This is a genomic window from Vibrio sp. CUB2 (genome assembly GCF_001557945.1).
Taxonomy (GTDB): domain Bacteria; phylum Pseudomonadota; class Gammaproteobacteria; order Enterobacterales; family Vibrionaceae; genus Vibrio; species Vibrio owensii.
Genome location: NZ_LNRB01000012.1, coordinates 81,051 through 96,006 on the forward strand (window position 1 = coordinate 81,051; position 14,956 = coordinate 96,006).

The following is a 14,956-nucleotide window of genomic DNA, read 5'->3' on the forward strand; positions in this document are numbered from 1 at the left end:
TCATCCAATAAAAAGAGCAGCGTTATGCTGCTCTTTTTCGTTTTGTCTTGGACAATTTGGTGGTTACTTGACTGTCCATTGAGACAACGAACGTTTGAAATCTGAGTAATCAAACTCGTTCAATTTTTGAACCTCGCCGCTTAAACGCTCGCAGTACACAGATGGCATACGTAGACCGTTAAACCAGTTCAACTTCACCATGGTGTAACCCGCGCTATCCAGAATATGCAGACGTTGACCAATCTCTAGTGGTTGCTCAAAGTTCGCCACACAGAACTGGTCACCAGCCAGACAAGAACACGAACCAATGACGTATTCATGCTCGCCGCTTTCAGACGCTTCCAGAATCGACGCTGGCTCATTGTAAATCAAGGTATCTAGTCTATGCGCTTCCGTTGCCGAATCCACAATAGCTGTCTTCTTCACGTTCTCAACGATATCTACCACAGTCACGACAAGATCCGTGGTCTTGGTAATGATGGCTTCACCCGGTTCTAGGTACATTTGCACACCATGTTTTTCTGAGAAAGCTTTTAGCGCAAGACCTAGCTTCTCGATGTCGTAGCCCGGCCATGTGAAGAATACACCACCGCCCATGCTTACCCAGTCTAGCTTGTTTAGGTACTCGCCAAACTGTTCTGAGATTGAATCAAGCAAACCGATAAATGCGTCCACGTCTTTGTTCTCACAGTTCATGTGGAACATCACGCCATCAATACCATCGAAAATTTCTGGCTTGATGTGGTCAGCTTGTACGCCCAAACGAGAGTATTGGCGTGCTGGGTTCGCTAAATCTTGACCCGCGTAGCTTACACCCGGGTTTAAACGCAAACCAATCGATGCTTTACCTTCAACAATATGACGGTATGCCGCCAGCTGTGACTGAGAGTTGAAGATCATCTTATCGCAGATATCTGCTACTTCACGGACATCATCTTCGCTGTAGCCAACGCTGTATGCGTGCGTCTCACCACCGAAAGTTTCGTAGCCAAGCTTTACTTCAAACGGGCCAGAGCTGGTTGTCCCGTCTAGGTAAGGTTTGATGATGTCGAACACACCCCATGTTGAGAAGCACTTCAGTGCCAACACCAGTTTCACACCAGAGATATCTTTCAGTTGTTTTGCTTTCTCTAAGTTCTCAACCAGCTTGTCTTCATTGATCATGAAGTAAGGGGTTTTCAGTTGTTCTTTGCTCATAACTAACCATTTTCATCACGCGTTAACCCCCTTTTAATTTCCCCTATAAGACAAGGAGACTGGGAGGGGTTAACCTCAAATACGACAAAAGCAGCCACGGCTTCACGCCATGACTGCTCGAGTAATCTAAATAAGTTTAACCTTAAACTTATTTGTTCAGTTCGTGAATCAGCGGCAAACCTTGACCTGCTTCTAATTCCTGAACATGCCAATCAAGGCCGATTGTTGGCATCGTTTCTAGGAACGGGTCTGGGTTTAGCTGTTCCATGTTGAACACACCTTTATCTGCCCATTCGCCACGGAAGAATTGCAGCGCTGCGGTGATAGCAGGAACACCCGTAGTGTAAGAGATCGCTTGGTGTTCTACATCTTCGTAAGCCACTTCGTGGTCTGCGTTGTTGTAGATAAACACGCTACGTTCTTTACCGTCTTTCTTACCTTGAACCCAAGTACCGATACACGTTAGGCCAGTATAACCAGGAGCCAGAGACGTTGGATCTGGCAACATCGCTTTTAATACGTGCAAAGGTTGTACGACTGTACCATCGTGTAGCGTCAGTGGTTCTGGGCTCAATAGGCCGATATCACGCATTACATTGAAGTAGTTTAGGTAACGGTCACCGAAACCCATCCAGAATTCAATGCGTTTCGCAGGGATGAACTCTTTCATTGAGCGAACTTCATCATGTGCCATTGAGTACACTTTGTGTGAACCACAGTTCGGGAAATCGAACTCTAGCATACGAGAGTGACAAGGTACTTGTTTCCACTCGCCGTTTTCCCAGTAGAATGAATCGCCTTGGATCTCAAGCATGTTCGTTTCTGGGTCAAAGTTCGTCGCAAACTTCTTACCGTGATCGCCTGCGTTCACGTCCATTACGTCAATCGTGTCGATTTCATCAAACAGATGCTTCACTGCATACGCCGCGAATACTGATACTACGCCTGGATCGAAACCCGCACCTAGGATACCGGTGATGCCCGCTTCTTCGAACTTCTCACGGTAACCCCATTGCCAGTCGTAAGCTTCAGGTACTTGCTGACCTTCAGAACATAGATCAACCGCTACTGATGTATCTAAGTATGAAACTTTTGCTCGGTAACACGCTTCCATGATTGGCATGTTAACCCACGGAGGACCCGCGTTAATCACTAGATCCGGTTTTACTTCTTCAATAAGAGCAACCAGAGAATCTACGTCGTCAGCATTCACTGCACGCGCGTCTAGTTTCTTAGCTGAATCTTTCAGGTTGTTTTTCTTCTGAATCGATTCGATGATCTTCTCACACTTACCGATAGTACGTGATGCGATTGTGATATCACCCAGAACGTCGTTGTTTTGTGCTGCTTTATGTGCAACAACCCAGCCAACGCCGCCTGCACCAATCTGTAGAACTGCCATAGTTTTCCGTTACCTTTATTAAACTAGCTCAACTGCTAGCGTGTTGATTTTCAAGAGCAAAGATTCAAAGTCCTCTGTCGTCAGACAAGGATTCAAAATCGTAAATTTAAGAGCGGTTTTACCATCAACGATGGTTTCACCAAGTACTGCGATACCGCGAGTTAACGCTTCAAGACGCAATGCTTTGTTCAGTTCATCTAAATCTGCAGATGCGTTGTTTGTGCGTACATTGGTTGCACGGAATAGAACCGTAGAAAGTGCTGGTTCAGCAAGAAGTTCAAACTGCTCGTGGTTGCGAACCATGTCGGCAACCTGCTGCGTTTGTACCAATAAGTGATCGTACATATCGCCAAGCGCCTGAGGACCAACGTTTTGCATCGTCATAAAGACTTTCAATGCATCAAAACGCTTCGTCGTTGCGATAGATTTGTCGACCAAGTTTGGTAGCTCATCATGTTCACGGTTTAGGTAGTCAGCATGATGAAGCAGGAACTTAAAGTTAGACTTGTCATTCACCAGCAACGCGCCGCAGCTGATTGTTTGGTAAAACAGTTTGTGGAAGTCGACACTGATCGAGTGGGCACGCTCTACACCTTTCAGGCGTGATTTGTGGCTGCTAAGAATCAATGCGCCACCGTAAGCACCATCCACGTGCATCCACATCTCATGTTTCGCTGCCATATCAGCAATGAAATCAAGATCGTCAATTGCGCCGTGATCGGTCGTACCCGCGGTGCCAACAATAGCGAATGGAATCAAACCTTCTGCTTTTGCCTGAGTTAGAACTTGATCTAACTGAGTAATCTCCATTGTGCCGTCAGCGTTCGCATCGACGGTCATCACGGCTTTCTCACCCAGCCCCATCCAAGATGCTGACTTTTGAACCGTGAAGTGCGATTTCTTCGAACATACGATACGAAGTTTGTCCGCGTATTCTGGAAGACCCAGCTTCTGAATTGAGTGGTTACTTAGCTTGTCAGCAATCCAGTCACGCGCCAGCATTAGGCCCATCTGGTTGCTTTGTGTGCCGCCGCTAGTGAAGATGCCATCGGCCTTATCACCAAGCTCGTACTTGTCACAAAGCCAGTTGATAACCTTCTGCTCAACGTAAGTCGCAGACGATGCTTGATCCCATGAATCCATTGATTGGTTCAATGCTGCAATCATGGCTTCTGCCGCTACCGCAGGCATGAGAGGAGGCGTATGTAGGTGAGCAATGCAATCTGGGTGCTGAGTGAAAATCGCATTCTTCGCAACAAGCTCTGCTGCTTCATCAATCACTGACTTTAACGATGCGTTTTTGTTATCCAGATCGACCGCGTTAATCGCCGCTTCCAGCAGTTTAGGATCCATTCCCGAGTATGGTGCATTCACCTGCTCAAACACCGATTTCATTGCTGCAGTCATGTGATTCATCACAGACGCAAACTCAGTACCACCAAGTTCACCAGTTTGAATGAAGTGCTTTTTCCACTCTTCTTGTGGGTCTGCTTCAACGTGACTGCCACCTGCAGCGATAATTGCGTCTTCCAGAACACGAAGTGCAAAGTCAATTTGCTCAAAAGAAATGATAAGCGGAGGAAGGAAACGAATGACGGAACCGTCGCGGCCGCCCTTCTCTACCATCAATCCACGCTCAAGCGCCGCACGTTGGATAGCAAGAGTAAGCTGGCCATCTGACAAAGGCTCACCAAACTTGTTTAGCTCGCCACTTGGATGTTTAATCTCAACGCCAAGCATCAAACCTTTGCCGCGTACATCTGCAATACAGTTTACGCGTTTTTGAATGCTCTCAAGACCAAAACGAAGGTATTGGCCTGCAACATTGGCGTGCTCAACGAGGTTATCACGTTGGATGATTTCTAATGCTTTCGCGCCCGACACCATTGCAAGTTGGTTGCCACGGAAAGTACCCGTATGTTCACCAGGCTTCCATGTGTCGTGTTGCTTGTTGATCACCAATAGTGACATTGGCAAGCCACCACCGATCGCTTTAGACAAACACAAAATATCAGGAACAATGCCCGCTTCTTCGAATGCGAAGTTGTAGCCCGACTTGCCAACACCACATTGAATTTCATCAAAAATCAGTAGGATACCGTGATCGTCACAGATCCGGCGCAGCTCACGTAGCCAGAATGCAGGCGCAGGAATCACACCGCCCTCACCTTGTACTGGCTCTACAATGATTGCTGCTGGCTTCATGATGCCTGCTTCGTCGTCGTTCAGTAGACGCTCGATGTAGCGAAGGCTTGCTTTCGCACCTTCATCACCGCCTAGACCAAACGGACAACGCAAGCTGTAAGGAAATGGCATAAAGTGCACGTCTGACATCAAGCCTGTACGACGAGCTTTGGTGCCCAAGTTCCCCATCATACCCATGGTGCCGTTCGTCATACCGTGGTAGGCACCGCGGAAAGCGAACATGGTGTTACGACCTGTGGTTTGTTTGGCAAGTTTGATTGCTGCCTCAACCGCGTCTGCACCTGAAGGGCCACAGAACTGAATCACACAGTTGTCGCTCAGCTCTTGCGGTAAAAAGCCTTTAACAGACTTGATGAAATGCGTTTTCGCAGACGTTGCGATATCCAGAGTCTGGTACGGCAAACCAGAATCCAATTGCTCTTTTAGCGCTTGGTTAATCTCTGGGTGGTTATAACCCAAAGCCAATGTACCCGCACCAGCAAGACAATCTAGGAAAATTTGACCACGCGTATCTTCAACCAAACAGCCATAAGCTTGCTTAATCGCGATTGGTAGACGACGTGGGTAAGAACGAACCTCAGATTCATGCTCTGCTTGCTCGATAAGAACTTGATCAGGCGTTAAATCGTAGATTCCTTCAACAACAGGAACCTGGGAGGAAAAGTAATTTGCGATAGTGTTATCGACTTCAAAGGCAGTGCTCATACTACATAATCCCTTGAATTATAATGATTCTCTTTCCTGTATTTATTCTCGTTAGTATTAAATAACAGGAGATATAGATACACCTCCGTATTCGTCATCGATTAAATGACAAATACAGATAACCCGTCACGACGAGCGTGACTTTTTATTTTGATTGGGGAGTAATCAAGGTTCCGTAATGCACCCGTTTTGTAAAACAGGACATTTCGGCAGTATGAAGCTGATTAGTGTGTGTTTGTTTAAAGGTTTCAATGTTGGGTTTCCCATTAACATGCTGTTTCTTACAGCACTAGTATCCCGTCTATCGACAAATGGCTTTGCCGATACCTACCCTACGTAGTGTCACAATCAGCTTGAATGTTCACTACGCGTATCCCCCAGAGAATTAAAGTCGTAATAATACGCTCCGAGATTGCGCGCGAATTTATCACAAACTAAAATCTTCTGGCAATATGTTTTCACAGGTTGCATATTGATTGAGATCACAATCACAGCAAACGTTTACTCAGTTCATTTTCCGTAATATTGATATCTATCGCAGAAATTAGCGTCAGAAGTGGATCATCTAAAATGCTCAAAGGAAGGCTAAGGAAGCTGTGACAGGAAACTTAGGGAACCCTAAAGTTACTATTGAAGATGTGACAAACCGATTCTGATCAGCGGTGTGAAGCTCAACGGATGAGCAAAGTGAGCTCATTGAAGTTGAATCGATAGAAACGAAAAAGCCCAGCATAAATGCTGGGCTTTCCGAATCTGGAGCGACACACGAGGTTCGAACTCGTGACCTCAACCTTGGCAAGGTTGCGCTCTACCAACTGAGCTAGTGTCGCAGATTTGAGATGGTGCCCCGGGCCGGACTTGAACCGGCACAACGCGAACGTCGAGGGATTTTAAATCCCTTGTGTCTACCAATTCCACCACCAGGGCACACAAATTTCTTTGTGATGCCTTTACAGAAAAGTAAAACACCATCATCTGATACCGCTTGACGCCATATCATTTTTATTTGGAGCGACACACGAGGTTCGAACTCGTGACCTCAACCTTGGCAAGGTTGCGCTCTACCAACTGAGCTAGTGTCGCATTCATTCTTAAAGAGAATGATGGAGGCGCCTCCCGGAGTCGAACCGAGGTCCACGGATTTGCAATCCGCTGCATAGCCACTCTGCCAAGGCGCCTCATTTGTGAAGTAAGCATCGCTTCTTTCACCACCCTTTCAAGTCATGCTCTCTTGGGTACGGAATGCATTCTACGGATTCGGACGATCGAGTCAACACTATTTTTATTTTTTTAAATCGTTTGACCAGAATTTGTGCGAAAGACGGTAAATTGATTAGTTTTAATACTGAGATTAGCCCAAATACTCTTGTTTATCATGAATATCGAGCTACACCTTTCACCTATTCTGTGGCGTTCCTTCTTGTATTAACTATCGATAATTAAAGGAACAAACCGCACTAAGCGTTTAGTCGGATTAAAAACAAGACTCATGTCACATTTTTCTTCATCACAAATCCGAGGCATAAAAAAAGCAGGCTATATCGCCTGCTTCTTAAAATGCTATTTATGTGTTGTTTGATTAATGGTGCTCTTCGTTGAGCAAATCATCTTTCGCCGCCGCTAAGTATTGAACCATTGACCAATACGTTAGGAAAGTCGCGATATAAAGAGCGCCAAAGCCTAGCCATACCATCCAATCATCGTAACGCCAGATCAACACCCACAATGCGAACATTTGAGATACGGTTTTTACTTTACCGACCCAAGAAACCGCGACACTGGCTCGTTTGCCGATTTCTGCCATCCATTCACGCAATGCAGAGATGATGATTTCTCGCGCTATCATAGTTACCGCAGGAATGGTTACCCAAATCGTGTGGTAGTGCTCCGTAATCATAATCAGAGCAGTGGCGACTAAGACCTTATCAGCGACTGGGTCGATGAAGGCACCAAAACGAGAGGTTTGGCCTAACTTACGAGCTAGCATGCCGTCTAACCAATCGGTAAACCCTGCAACCCAGAAAACCATTGCTGCTGCAAAAGGAGCCCAAGAGTAAGGTAGATAGAAAACAACCACAAAAACTGGGATTAGGAACAGTCTTAGTAGAGATAGAATGTTCGGGATATTCAAACGCATTTTATTATTCTCTTACACATTGCGGCTTAATGTTGCGGGATTTTCCTTATTGTTTCAATGCTTGGAAAATAATTTCTGCCAAAGAGTGACTAATTCCCGGTACTTTGGCGATTTCTTCGACACTTGCACGCTTTAATTCCTGTAAACCACCCATGTATTTGAGCAAAGCTTGACGACGTTTTGGTCCAACGCCTTCAATTCCCTCTAAAGCACTGGTACGACGCGTTTTTCCACGTTTCGCTCTGTGCCCTGCGATGGCATGGTTATGGCTCTCATCTCGAATATGTTGGATCAGATGCAACGCTGGTGCATCACTTGGCAAGTTGAATTCTTCACCATCCACGGTAATTAAGGTTTCAAGACCTGGTTTACGTGTCACCCCTTTCGCAATACCAATCATAGTCGGACGCTTTGGCCAATCTCCCCAGTACTGCGAAATGATTTCATGAGCACGATTCAGCTGCCCTTTACCACCATCGATAAAGATAATGTCAGGTATCTTCTCTACATCAAGTTGCTTCGAATAACGGCGCTCTAATGCCTGTCCCATCGCTGCGTAATCATCGCCACCCGTAATGCCTGTGATGTTGTAGCGACGATACTCTTGCTTGACTGGACCTTCACTATTGAACACCACACAAGAAGCAATAGTGCTCTCGCCCATCGTATGCGAGATATCGAAACACTCCATCCGAGCGATGGTTTCCATACCCAAGACTTCTCTCAGTGCTTTGAAACGCTGATTGATGGTCATCTTGTGATTGATCTTAGTGGTAATCGCCGTCAACGCATTGGTATTGGACAACTTAAGGTAACGACCGCGCGAACCTGTTGGAGAACTATGGAATTGAACCTTGCGCCCAGCCACTTCACTCAGAGCTTGCTGAATCGGCTCTATATCGCCACCTAGCTCTTGATTCAAGATAATGCGAGAAGGAATAGTACGCGCCTCGTTATGGCTCAAGTAGTACTGGGTAAGGAAGCTATCAAACACTTCTTGTTGACTGGTGTTCTGTGGAATCTTAGGGAAATGACTACGACTGCCTAGCACCTTACCCTGACGAATCATCAAGATATGGATACAAGCAATGCCGTTTTCTTGGGCAAAACCAAGCACGTCCATATCATCCATGCTGTCTTCTGAAACGTATTGCTGTTCTTGTACGCGTCGAATCGCTTGGATCTGGTCGCGGAATTTAGCCGCATCTTCAAAACGAAGTTGTTGGCTTGCCACTTCCATCTTCTCAATAAGCTGCTCAAGTACTTGCTTATCTTTACCCTGTAAAAACAAACGAACAAAGCCCACCAGCTCAGCGTATTCTTCATCAGAAATAATCGTGCTCACGCATGGGCCCGCACAGCGGCCAATTTGATACATCAAACATGGACGCGTTCGGTTGGAATACACTGTATCCTCACACTGTCGAACAGGGAGGGTTTTCTGCAAAAGATGCAAGGTTTCTCGTACCGCGCCAGAATCTGGATACGGCCCAAAGTATTCACCTTTGCGCTTTTTCGCACCACGATGCATAGACAATCGCGGATGTTTGTGGCCGCTAATGAAAATGTAAGGGTACGATTTATCGTCACGCAGAAGTACGTTGTATTTCGGTAAGTATTGCTTGATATAGTTGTGCTCAAGGATGAGCGCTTCCGTCTCGGTGTGAGTAACCGTGACGTCAATCTTGGCAATATTGCTTACGAGGGCGCGCGTTTTCTCGCTATCTACTTTTTTACGAAAGTAGCTTGAGAGGCGCTTTTTGAGATCTTTGGCTTTGCCTACATAAATGACAACAGCCTCGGCGTTGTACATTCTGTAAACGCCGGGCTGATGAGTTACTGTCTTGAGAAAGGAAGCCGAATCGAAGGGTTGATTCACACTAAAGGGTCTCGGTGTCCAGCATTCCGTGGCGGATCGCTAAGTGTGTTAACTCAACGTCACCATTAATGTCCAGTTTGCTAAACAGTCGGTAGCGGTAACTGTTGACTGTTTTTGGACTTAAATTCAATTGTTCAGAAATATCCGTTACTTTCTGGCCTTTGGTGATCATCATCATGATCTGCAGTTCGCGTTCAGAAAGGTCTTTAAATGGGTTTTCTGAGGCAGGTGAGAATTGACTCAATGCCATCTGCTGCGCAATCTCTGGCGAGATATAACGCTGCCCACTATTAACCACACGAATTGCGTTAACCATTTCATCAGGACCCGCGCCTTTAGTTAAATAACCAGAAGCACCCGCCTGCATCACTTTAGTTGGGAACGGATTTTCCGTATGAACGGTTAATACGATGATTTTTACATCAGGATTCACGCGAAGAATCTTTTTCGTGGCTTCCAAGCCGCCTATTCCTGGCATGTTCATATCCATTAAAACGACGTCAGCATTATTACTACGACACCATTTTACTGCTTCTTCACCGCTGTCAGCTTCTCCTGCTACGTTCATTCCACGGACGTCTTCAATAATACGTCGTATCCCTGTGCGAACCAGCTCGTGATCATCTACAAGGAAAACATTTATCAAACTTGTATCTCCACACTTTTATTGGCTCTGCACCCACATAACATTTGTCAAATGTGGATATCAGTATGAGTGCCTATATTCTAACGCATATGGCAAAAAATTGCTTTCTATGAATATGTGCTTAAACGCAAAGTTTGGCAAGAACTTATTCATAAACCACTCTATTATTTGAGTGTGCTCTGTGCAAAGCCGAATTTTAAGACAAGCTAATTAACAACATAAGCTCCAATAAATCAAGCAGCTAGATTTCACTTTGCTCAGCAAAACGCAATATCACCCATAAATGGTTATTCCATAAGCGACATATCTCAGCTTTTGTACACCCAAGGCACCACGATTTAACCAGCAAAATAGAGCATTACTTTTCACTGGTTATTTTTACAGTTCTTAATGATAGAATACGTTCTTCACTGATTTACAAGGTTTCTCTCTATTGAACATCCAACAAGGCTTCCTTCTCACTCGCCAAGCCCGAGACATCAAAGGTCAAACTCAAATCGAGTTGTGGCTTTCGACCGAGAAAGGTCCGACCCAATTGTTGATTCAAGGAGAAAGACCTGTCTTATTTATTGAACAAGCGCAAATCGAACAAACCAAGCAATTTGCCGCTGCTAAGCAAATTGCTGTCGACATACGCCCGCTAGAGTTAAAGAACTTCCAACTAACACGTTTAGCCGCCTGTTATACCAAGACCACAAAAGACGCGTTCGCCCTACAAGATGAACTTAAGCAAAACGACATAGTCCATTTCGAGGGTGATGTACGACTTGCCGATCGTTATCTGATGGAACGCTTTATCAAAGGCAGCATGGAGTTTACCGGGAATCTACAATCTCGAAACGGGTTCCAACGCGTCCAAAACGCAAAGTGTCGAACAGGCGAATACCAACCTAAATTACATGTGGTTTCCCTCGATTTAGAGTGTTCTGAAAAGGGCATCCTCTACTCGATTGGTTTAGATAGCCCTGTCGATTCACGTGTAATCATGATTGGTGAGCCAGAGCCGGCCGATACACCAATTCAATGGGTAAAAGATGAAAAAGCGCTACTTGAAGCTTTGATTGAATGGTTTAAGCAGTTCGACCCAGATGTCATTGTCGGCTGGAACGTTATCGACTTCGACTTCCGCCTGCTCCATAAACGCGCAGAGTGGCACAACTTGAAGTTGATGTTAGGCCGAGCAGACCAGCCGAGTTTTTTTCGTAGCTCAGCGCAAAGCCAACAAGGTTTTATCTCTATTCCCGGTCGTGTGGTTCTGGATGGTATCGATACGCTGAAAACCGCGACGTACCACTTCCGCTCATGGTCACTTGAGTCCGTTTCACAAGAACTGCTCGGAGAAGGTAAAGAGATCCATAACGTGCATGACCGAATGGATGAAATCAATCGCATGTACCGTTCAGACAAACCATCTCTGGCTAAATACAACCTGCAAGATTGCGTGTTGGTAAACAAGATTTTCGACCACACTCACCTACTCGACTTTGCGATTGAACGCTCTCGCCTAACAGGTGTAGAACTGGATCGCGTCGGGGGCTCTGTGGCCGCGTTTACTAATTTGTATTTGCCGCAAATCCACCGAGCCGGTTATGTTGCGCCAAATCTGCATCCAGAAAACTGGATAGCTAGCCCTGGTGGCTATGTGATGGACTCTATCCCTAACCTTTATGATTCTGTATTGGTGCTCGATTTTAAGAGTCTGTACCCCTCTATTATTCGCTCATTTCTGATTGACCCTATGGGCTTGGTCGAAGGTTTGCAGCTTGAAATCGGCAAGGCAGAAGATGAAGCCGTACCGGGATTTCGTGGCGGTCAGTTCCATCGTTCAAAGCATTTCTTGCCAGAGATGATCGAAAAGCTCTGGGCAGCGCGAGATGTTGCCAAGAAGAATAATGAGAAAGCCTTCTCACAAGCCATCAAAATCATCATGAACTCTTTCTATGGTGTGCTTGGTTCTTCCGGCTGTCGTTTCTTTGATACGCGCCTTGCTTCTAGCATCACCATGCGTGGGCACGAAATCATGAAACAAACCAAAGTTCTGATTGAGGACAAAGGTTATCAAGTGATCTATGGAGACACCGATTCAACCTTTGTGTCTTTAAATGGCGCGTATGGCCAAGCAGACGCCGATAAAATTGGTAATGAACTGGTCGACTACATCAACCAGTGGTGGAATGATCATCTGCGCAGCGAGTACAACCTCAACTCGATTCTTGAACTTGAGTACGAAACTCATTATCGCAAGTTCTTGATGCCGACCATTCGAGGTGCGGAAACGGGCTCGAAAAAACGCTATGCGGGTCTGATTGGTGAAGGCGAACAAGAACGCATCATCTTTAAAGGGTTAGAGAGTGTACGCACAGACTGGACACCGCTGGCGCAGCGATTCCAAAACACCTTGTATCAAATGATCTTCCATGGTGAAGACCCTAGTGATTACGTACGAGAGATGGTTGAGAAGACCAATGCCGGCGAGTTTGATGAACAGTTAGTGTATCAAAAGCGCTTGCGACGCAAATTGCATGAGTATCAGAAAAATATTCCGCCACAAGTACGTGCTGCGCGTTTAGCCGACGACATCAATGCCAAACTCGGCCGCCCTCTGCAATATCAAAACCGAGGCCGAATCGAATACTTAATTACTGTGAATGGGCCTGAGCCACACGAGTATCTCAATAGCCCTATCGACTACCAGCATTACATTGATAAACAGCTAAAGCCGGTTGCGGATGCGATATTGCCGTTTATTGGCACAGACTTCGAGCAGTTATCTGCGCCGCAGATGGGGCTGTTCTAAATCGGATTCTAGATTGAATGGAGTTAACGCCAACTAACGTTAACCAATGCGAAATTCGGTCTTTTGGTACTGAGCCACCAACCACTCACCAAAACCGTCAATTAAACCAATCACAGAACGTTTCGGGATAGCACGACCAGAGAGCAAAATGCCAAGGCGCTCTATCTCAAGCTGCTTTTCTGGGTGGTATTGTAGAAATTGCTCCCCACATTCAAGTGGGTCATCAAACCAACGTTTGTCTCGATACATGACAAGCGAGTACGACGCACGAAGAAGCTTCTTAGCGATAGTCACTTGGGCACTGACCAGCTCTTCAATGCTTTGTGCTTGTACTATCTTAGTGCGATACACCGATAGCCAGTCTTCGACATCCATGTTCCAGTGCTTAGCAATCTCCCAGCTTGGCACGTAATCACCAAAGCAATCCGCCAGATCATCTCCGTAAACACACACACAGCAGTGTTTGAGCATAAAGCCCCAAGTAAAAATGCTGTCTAGGTTTGCGACCTCACTCACCAAGGCGGTACGAATCGATACCCCTTTAACGTGAGGGTGCCCCTGTTGAGCACGCCATTTGATGGTGTTCAACAAAGTAGCGCGACTGTTTTCAAAACTCGACTTGGTGACAACAACCATATCGAGATTCGATTTTCCTGCAACCGCTGACTTGCGTGCCACACTGCCATAGACGTAGACACTATGAAGATTGGCCCCTAGCCCGCCTTTGAGGCACGCCAGAACTTCTCTGAGCAGAGGTTCAAATTCAGGTTGGAATGGATGCTTTGGGTCGATGACAGGGAGAGACATTGAAGAAAACGCGATCTCAAGCTTTTAACGGACGATGGGCTATATGATCCACTAGCCTAGCGTTTGAATCAAGCCCATTAAAGCCCTTATTGACGTGCAAATTACTGTGCGGAATTTTGATGCCAGACAAGCAACTTAGCGCTATAATCACCAAGTTTTGCTTAATAAGTGTAAATAGGAAAATACAATGCCAAAGGCAAGTGAAATCAAAAAAGGCTTCGCAATCGAGTCTAATGGTAAAACTCTTCTAGTAAAAGACATCGAAGTAACCACTCCAGGTGGTCGTGGCGGCGCTAAAATCTACAAAATGCGCTGTACAGATCTAAACACTGGTGCGCGTGTAGACGAGCGTTACAAGTCTGATGACGTTGTTGAAACAGTAGAAATGAACAAACGTGCAGTTGTGTACTCATACGCTGATGGCGATGAGCACATCTTCATGGATAACGAAGACTACTCACAATACACATTCAAGCACAACGAAGTTGAAGATGAGCTTCTGTTCATCAACGAAGACACTCAAGGTATCCACCTTATCCTAATCAACGGCTCTGCTGTTGGTATCGAGCTTCCTTCTTCTGTTGAGCTAGTGATTGAAGAAACTGATCCTTCAATTAAAGGTGCATCTGCATCTGCACGTACTAAGCCAGCACGCTTTGCTTCAGGTCTTGTTATTCAAGTTCCTGAGTACATCGCGACTGGTGACCGTGTAATCATCAACACGACTGAACGTAAATACATGAGCCGAGCATAAGTATGTCTGATTTGATTTCTTACGACGACGTTATCGACGCTGCGTACGACATCTTCCTTGAGATGGCTCCAGACAACCTAGAGCCAGCTGATGTCATTCTGTTTACTGCGCAATTTGAAGATCGTGGTGCCGCAGAACTTGTTGAAACTGGTGATGACTGGGTTGAACACGTTGGCTTCGATATCGACAAAGAAGTGTATGCAGAAGTTCGAATCGGCTTAGTAAACGAGGAAAATGACGTACTTGATGACGTTTTTGCTCGTATGCTAATCAGTCGAGACCCAGAACATAAGTTCTGTCATATGCTTTGGAAACGTGATTAACGATTTCCTCATCATGATCAAAAACACCAGCCTCGCGCTGGTGTTTTTTTATGTCTGTAAGTCAAAGTTACTTGTAATTGGTAAACACGAAAGATCGTGAACGC

10 protein-coding genes and 4 tRNA genes are annotated in these 14,956 nt (G+C 45.7%); 3 read left to right on the forward strand and 11 right to left on the reverse strand.

Going from position 1 to position 14,956, the window contains the following annotated elements; all coding sequences use genetic code 11:
- Positions 1-63: 63 nt before the first annotated feature.
- The 10 genes from nspC to uvrY form a co-directional block, all read right to left on the reverse strand.
- Entirely contained in the window at positions 64-1,197 is a 1,134-nt protein-coding gene (gene nspC / locus ATB78_RS18895; RefSeq protein ID WP_061009864.1) for a carboxynorspermidine decarboxylase, read from the reverse strand.
- A gap of 148 nt (positions 1,198-1,345) precedes the next feature.
- Complete coding sequence (locus ATB78_RS18900; protein ID WP_005443318.1) at positions 1,346-2,599, reverse strand: carboxynorspermidine synthase; 1,254 nt, start codon at positions 2,597-2,599, stop codon at positions 1,346-1,348.
- A gap of 18 nt (positions 2,600-2,617) precedes the next feature.
- Positions 2,618-5,509 carry a pyridoxal phosphate-dependent class III aminotransferase gene (locus ATB78_RS18905; RefSeq protein WP_061009866.1) on the reverse strand — a complete coding sequence of 964 codons (2,892 nt, stop codon included), beginning with the start codon at positions 5,507-5,509 and terminating at the stop codon, positions 2,618-2,620.
- A gap of 754 nt (positions 5,510-6,263) precedes the next feature.
- Positions 6,264-6,339: transfer RNA gene (locus ATB78_RS18910), tRNA-Gly, on the reverse strand.
- Between the two features lie 10 nt (positions 6,340-6,349).
- A tRNA-Leu gene (locus tag ATB78_RS18915) sits at positions 6,350-6,436 on the reverse strand.
- Positions 6,437-6,516: 80 nt separating this feature from the next.
- Positions 6,517-6,592: transfer RNA gene (locus ATB78_RS18920), tRNA-Gly, on the reverse strand.
- A 21-nt stretch (positions 6,593-6,613) separates the two neighbouring features.
- Positions 6,614-6,687, reverse strand: a tRNA-Cys gene (locus ATB78_RS18925).
- Positions 6,688-7,088: 401 nt separating this feature from the next.
- On the reverse strand, positions 7,089-7,646 hold the full coding sequence (gene pgsA, locus ATB78_RS18930) for a CDP-diacylglycerol--glycerol-3-phosphate 3-phosphatidyltransferase (RefSeq protein ID WP_009706909.1): 558 nt from the start codon (positions 7,644-7,646) through the stop codon (positions 7,089-7,091).
- A 46-nt stretch (positions 7,647-7,692) separates the two neighbouring features.
- Positions 7,693-9,525 carry an excinuclease ABC subunit UvrC gene (gene uvrC, locus ATB78_RS18935; protein ID WP_071226582.1) on the reverse strand — a complete coding sequence of 611 codons (1,833 nt, stop codon included), beginning with the start codon at positions 9,523-9,525 and terminating at the stop codon, positions 7,693-7,695.
- A gap of 1 nt (position 9,526) precedes the next feature.
- The gene (gene uvrY / locus ATB78_RS18940; protein WP_061009868.1) at positions 9,527-10,171 is read right to left on the reverse strand and encodes a UvrY/SirA/GacA family response regulator transcription factor; all 645 of its coding nucleotides are present in this window, start codon (positions 10,169-10,171) and stop codon (positions 9,527-9,529) included.
- A 433-nt stretch (positions 10,172-10,604) separates the two neighbouring features.
- On the opposite strand from uvrY, the gene ATB78_RS18945 reads away from it, so the two are divergent.
- Positions 10,605-12,968 carry a DNA polymerase II gene (locus ATB78_RS18945; RefSeq protein WP_061009870.1) on the forward strand — a complete coding sequence of 788 codons (2,364 nt, stop codon included), beginning with the start codon at positions 10,605-10,607 and terminating at the stop codon, positions 12,966-12,968.
- Between the two features lie 39 nt (positions 12,969-13,007).
- Here ATB78_RS18945 and ATB78_RS18950 read toward each other — a convergent pair whose 3' ends face one another.
- Positions 13,008-13,775 carry a hypothetical protein gene (locus ATB78_RS18950; RefSeq protein ID WP_061009873.1) on the reverse strand — a complete coding sequence of 256 codons (768 nt, stop codon included), beginning with the start codon at positions 13,773-13,775 and terminating at the stop codon, positions 13,008-13,010.
- 187 nt (positions 13,776-13,962) lie between these two features.
- Here ATB78_RS18950 and yeiP point away from each other — a divergent pair, with 187 nt between their 5' ends.
- Together yeiP and ATB78_RS18960 are read left to right on the forward strand one after the other, a co-directional pair.
- Positions 13,963-14,529 carry an elongation factor P-like protein YeiP gene (yeiP, locus tag ATB78_RS18955; protein ID WP_005431209.1) on the forward strand — a complete coding sequence of 189 codons (567 nt, stop codon included), beginning with the start codon at positions 13,963-13,965 and terminating at the stop codon, positions 14,527-14,529.
- A 2-nt stretch (positions 14,530-14,531) separates the two neighbouring features.
- Entirely contained in the window at positions 14,532-14,852 is a 321-nt protein-coding gene (locus ATB78_RS18960) for an HI1450 family dsDNA-mimic protein (RefSeq protein ID WP_005431208.1), read from the forward strand.
- The last annotated feature ends 104 nt before the right edge of the window (positions 14,853-14,956 follow it).

Bases quoted from the DNA above. Each gene is read 5' to 3' on its own strand.
- nspC (WP_061009864.1), bottom strand. From the start codon at position 1,197: ATGAGCAAAGAACAACTGAAAACCCCTTACTTCATGATCAATGAAGAC.
- ATB78_RS18960 (WP_005431208.1), top strand. From the start codon at position 14,532: ATGTCTGATTTGATTTCTTACGACGACGTTATCGACGCTGCGTACGAC.
- pgsA (WP_009706909.1), bottom strand. From the start codon at position 7,646: ATGCGTTTGAATATCCCGAACATTCTATCTCTACTAAGACTGTTCCTA.
- ATB78_RS18900 (WP_005443318.1), bottom strand. From the start codon at position 2,599: ATGGCAGTTCTACAGATTGGTGCAGGCGGCGTTGGCTGGGTTGTTGCA.
- ATB78_RS18905 (WP_061009866.1), bottom strand. From the start codon at position 5,509: ATGAGCACTGCCTTTGAAGTCGATAACACTATCGCAAATTACTTTTCC.
- yeiP (WP_005431209.1), top strand. From the start codon at position 13,963: ATGCCAAAGGCAAGTGAAATCAAAAAAGGCTTCGCAATCGAGTCTAAT.
- ATB78_RS18950 (WP_061009873.1), bottom strand. From the start codon at position 13,775: ATGTCTCTCCCTGTCATCGACCCAAAGCATCCATTCCAACCTGAATTT.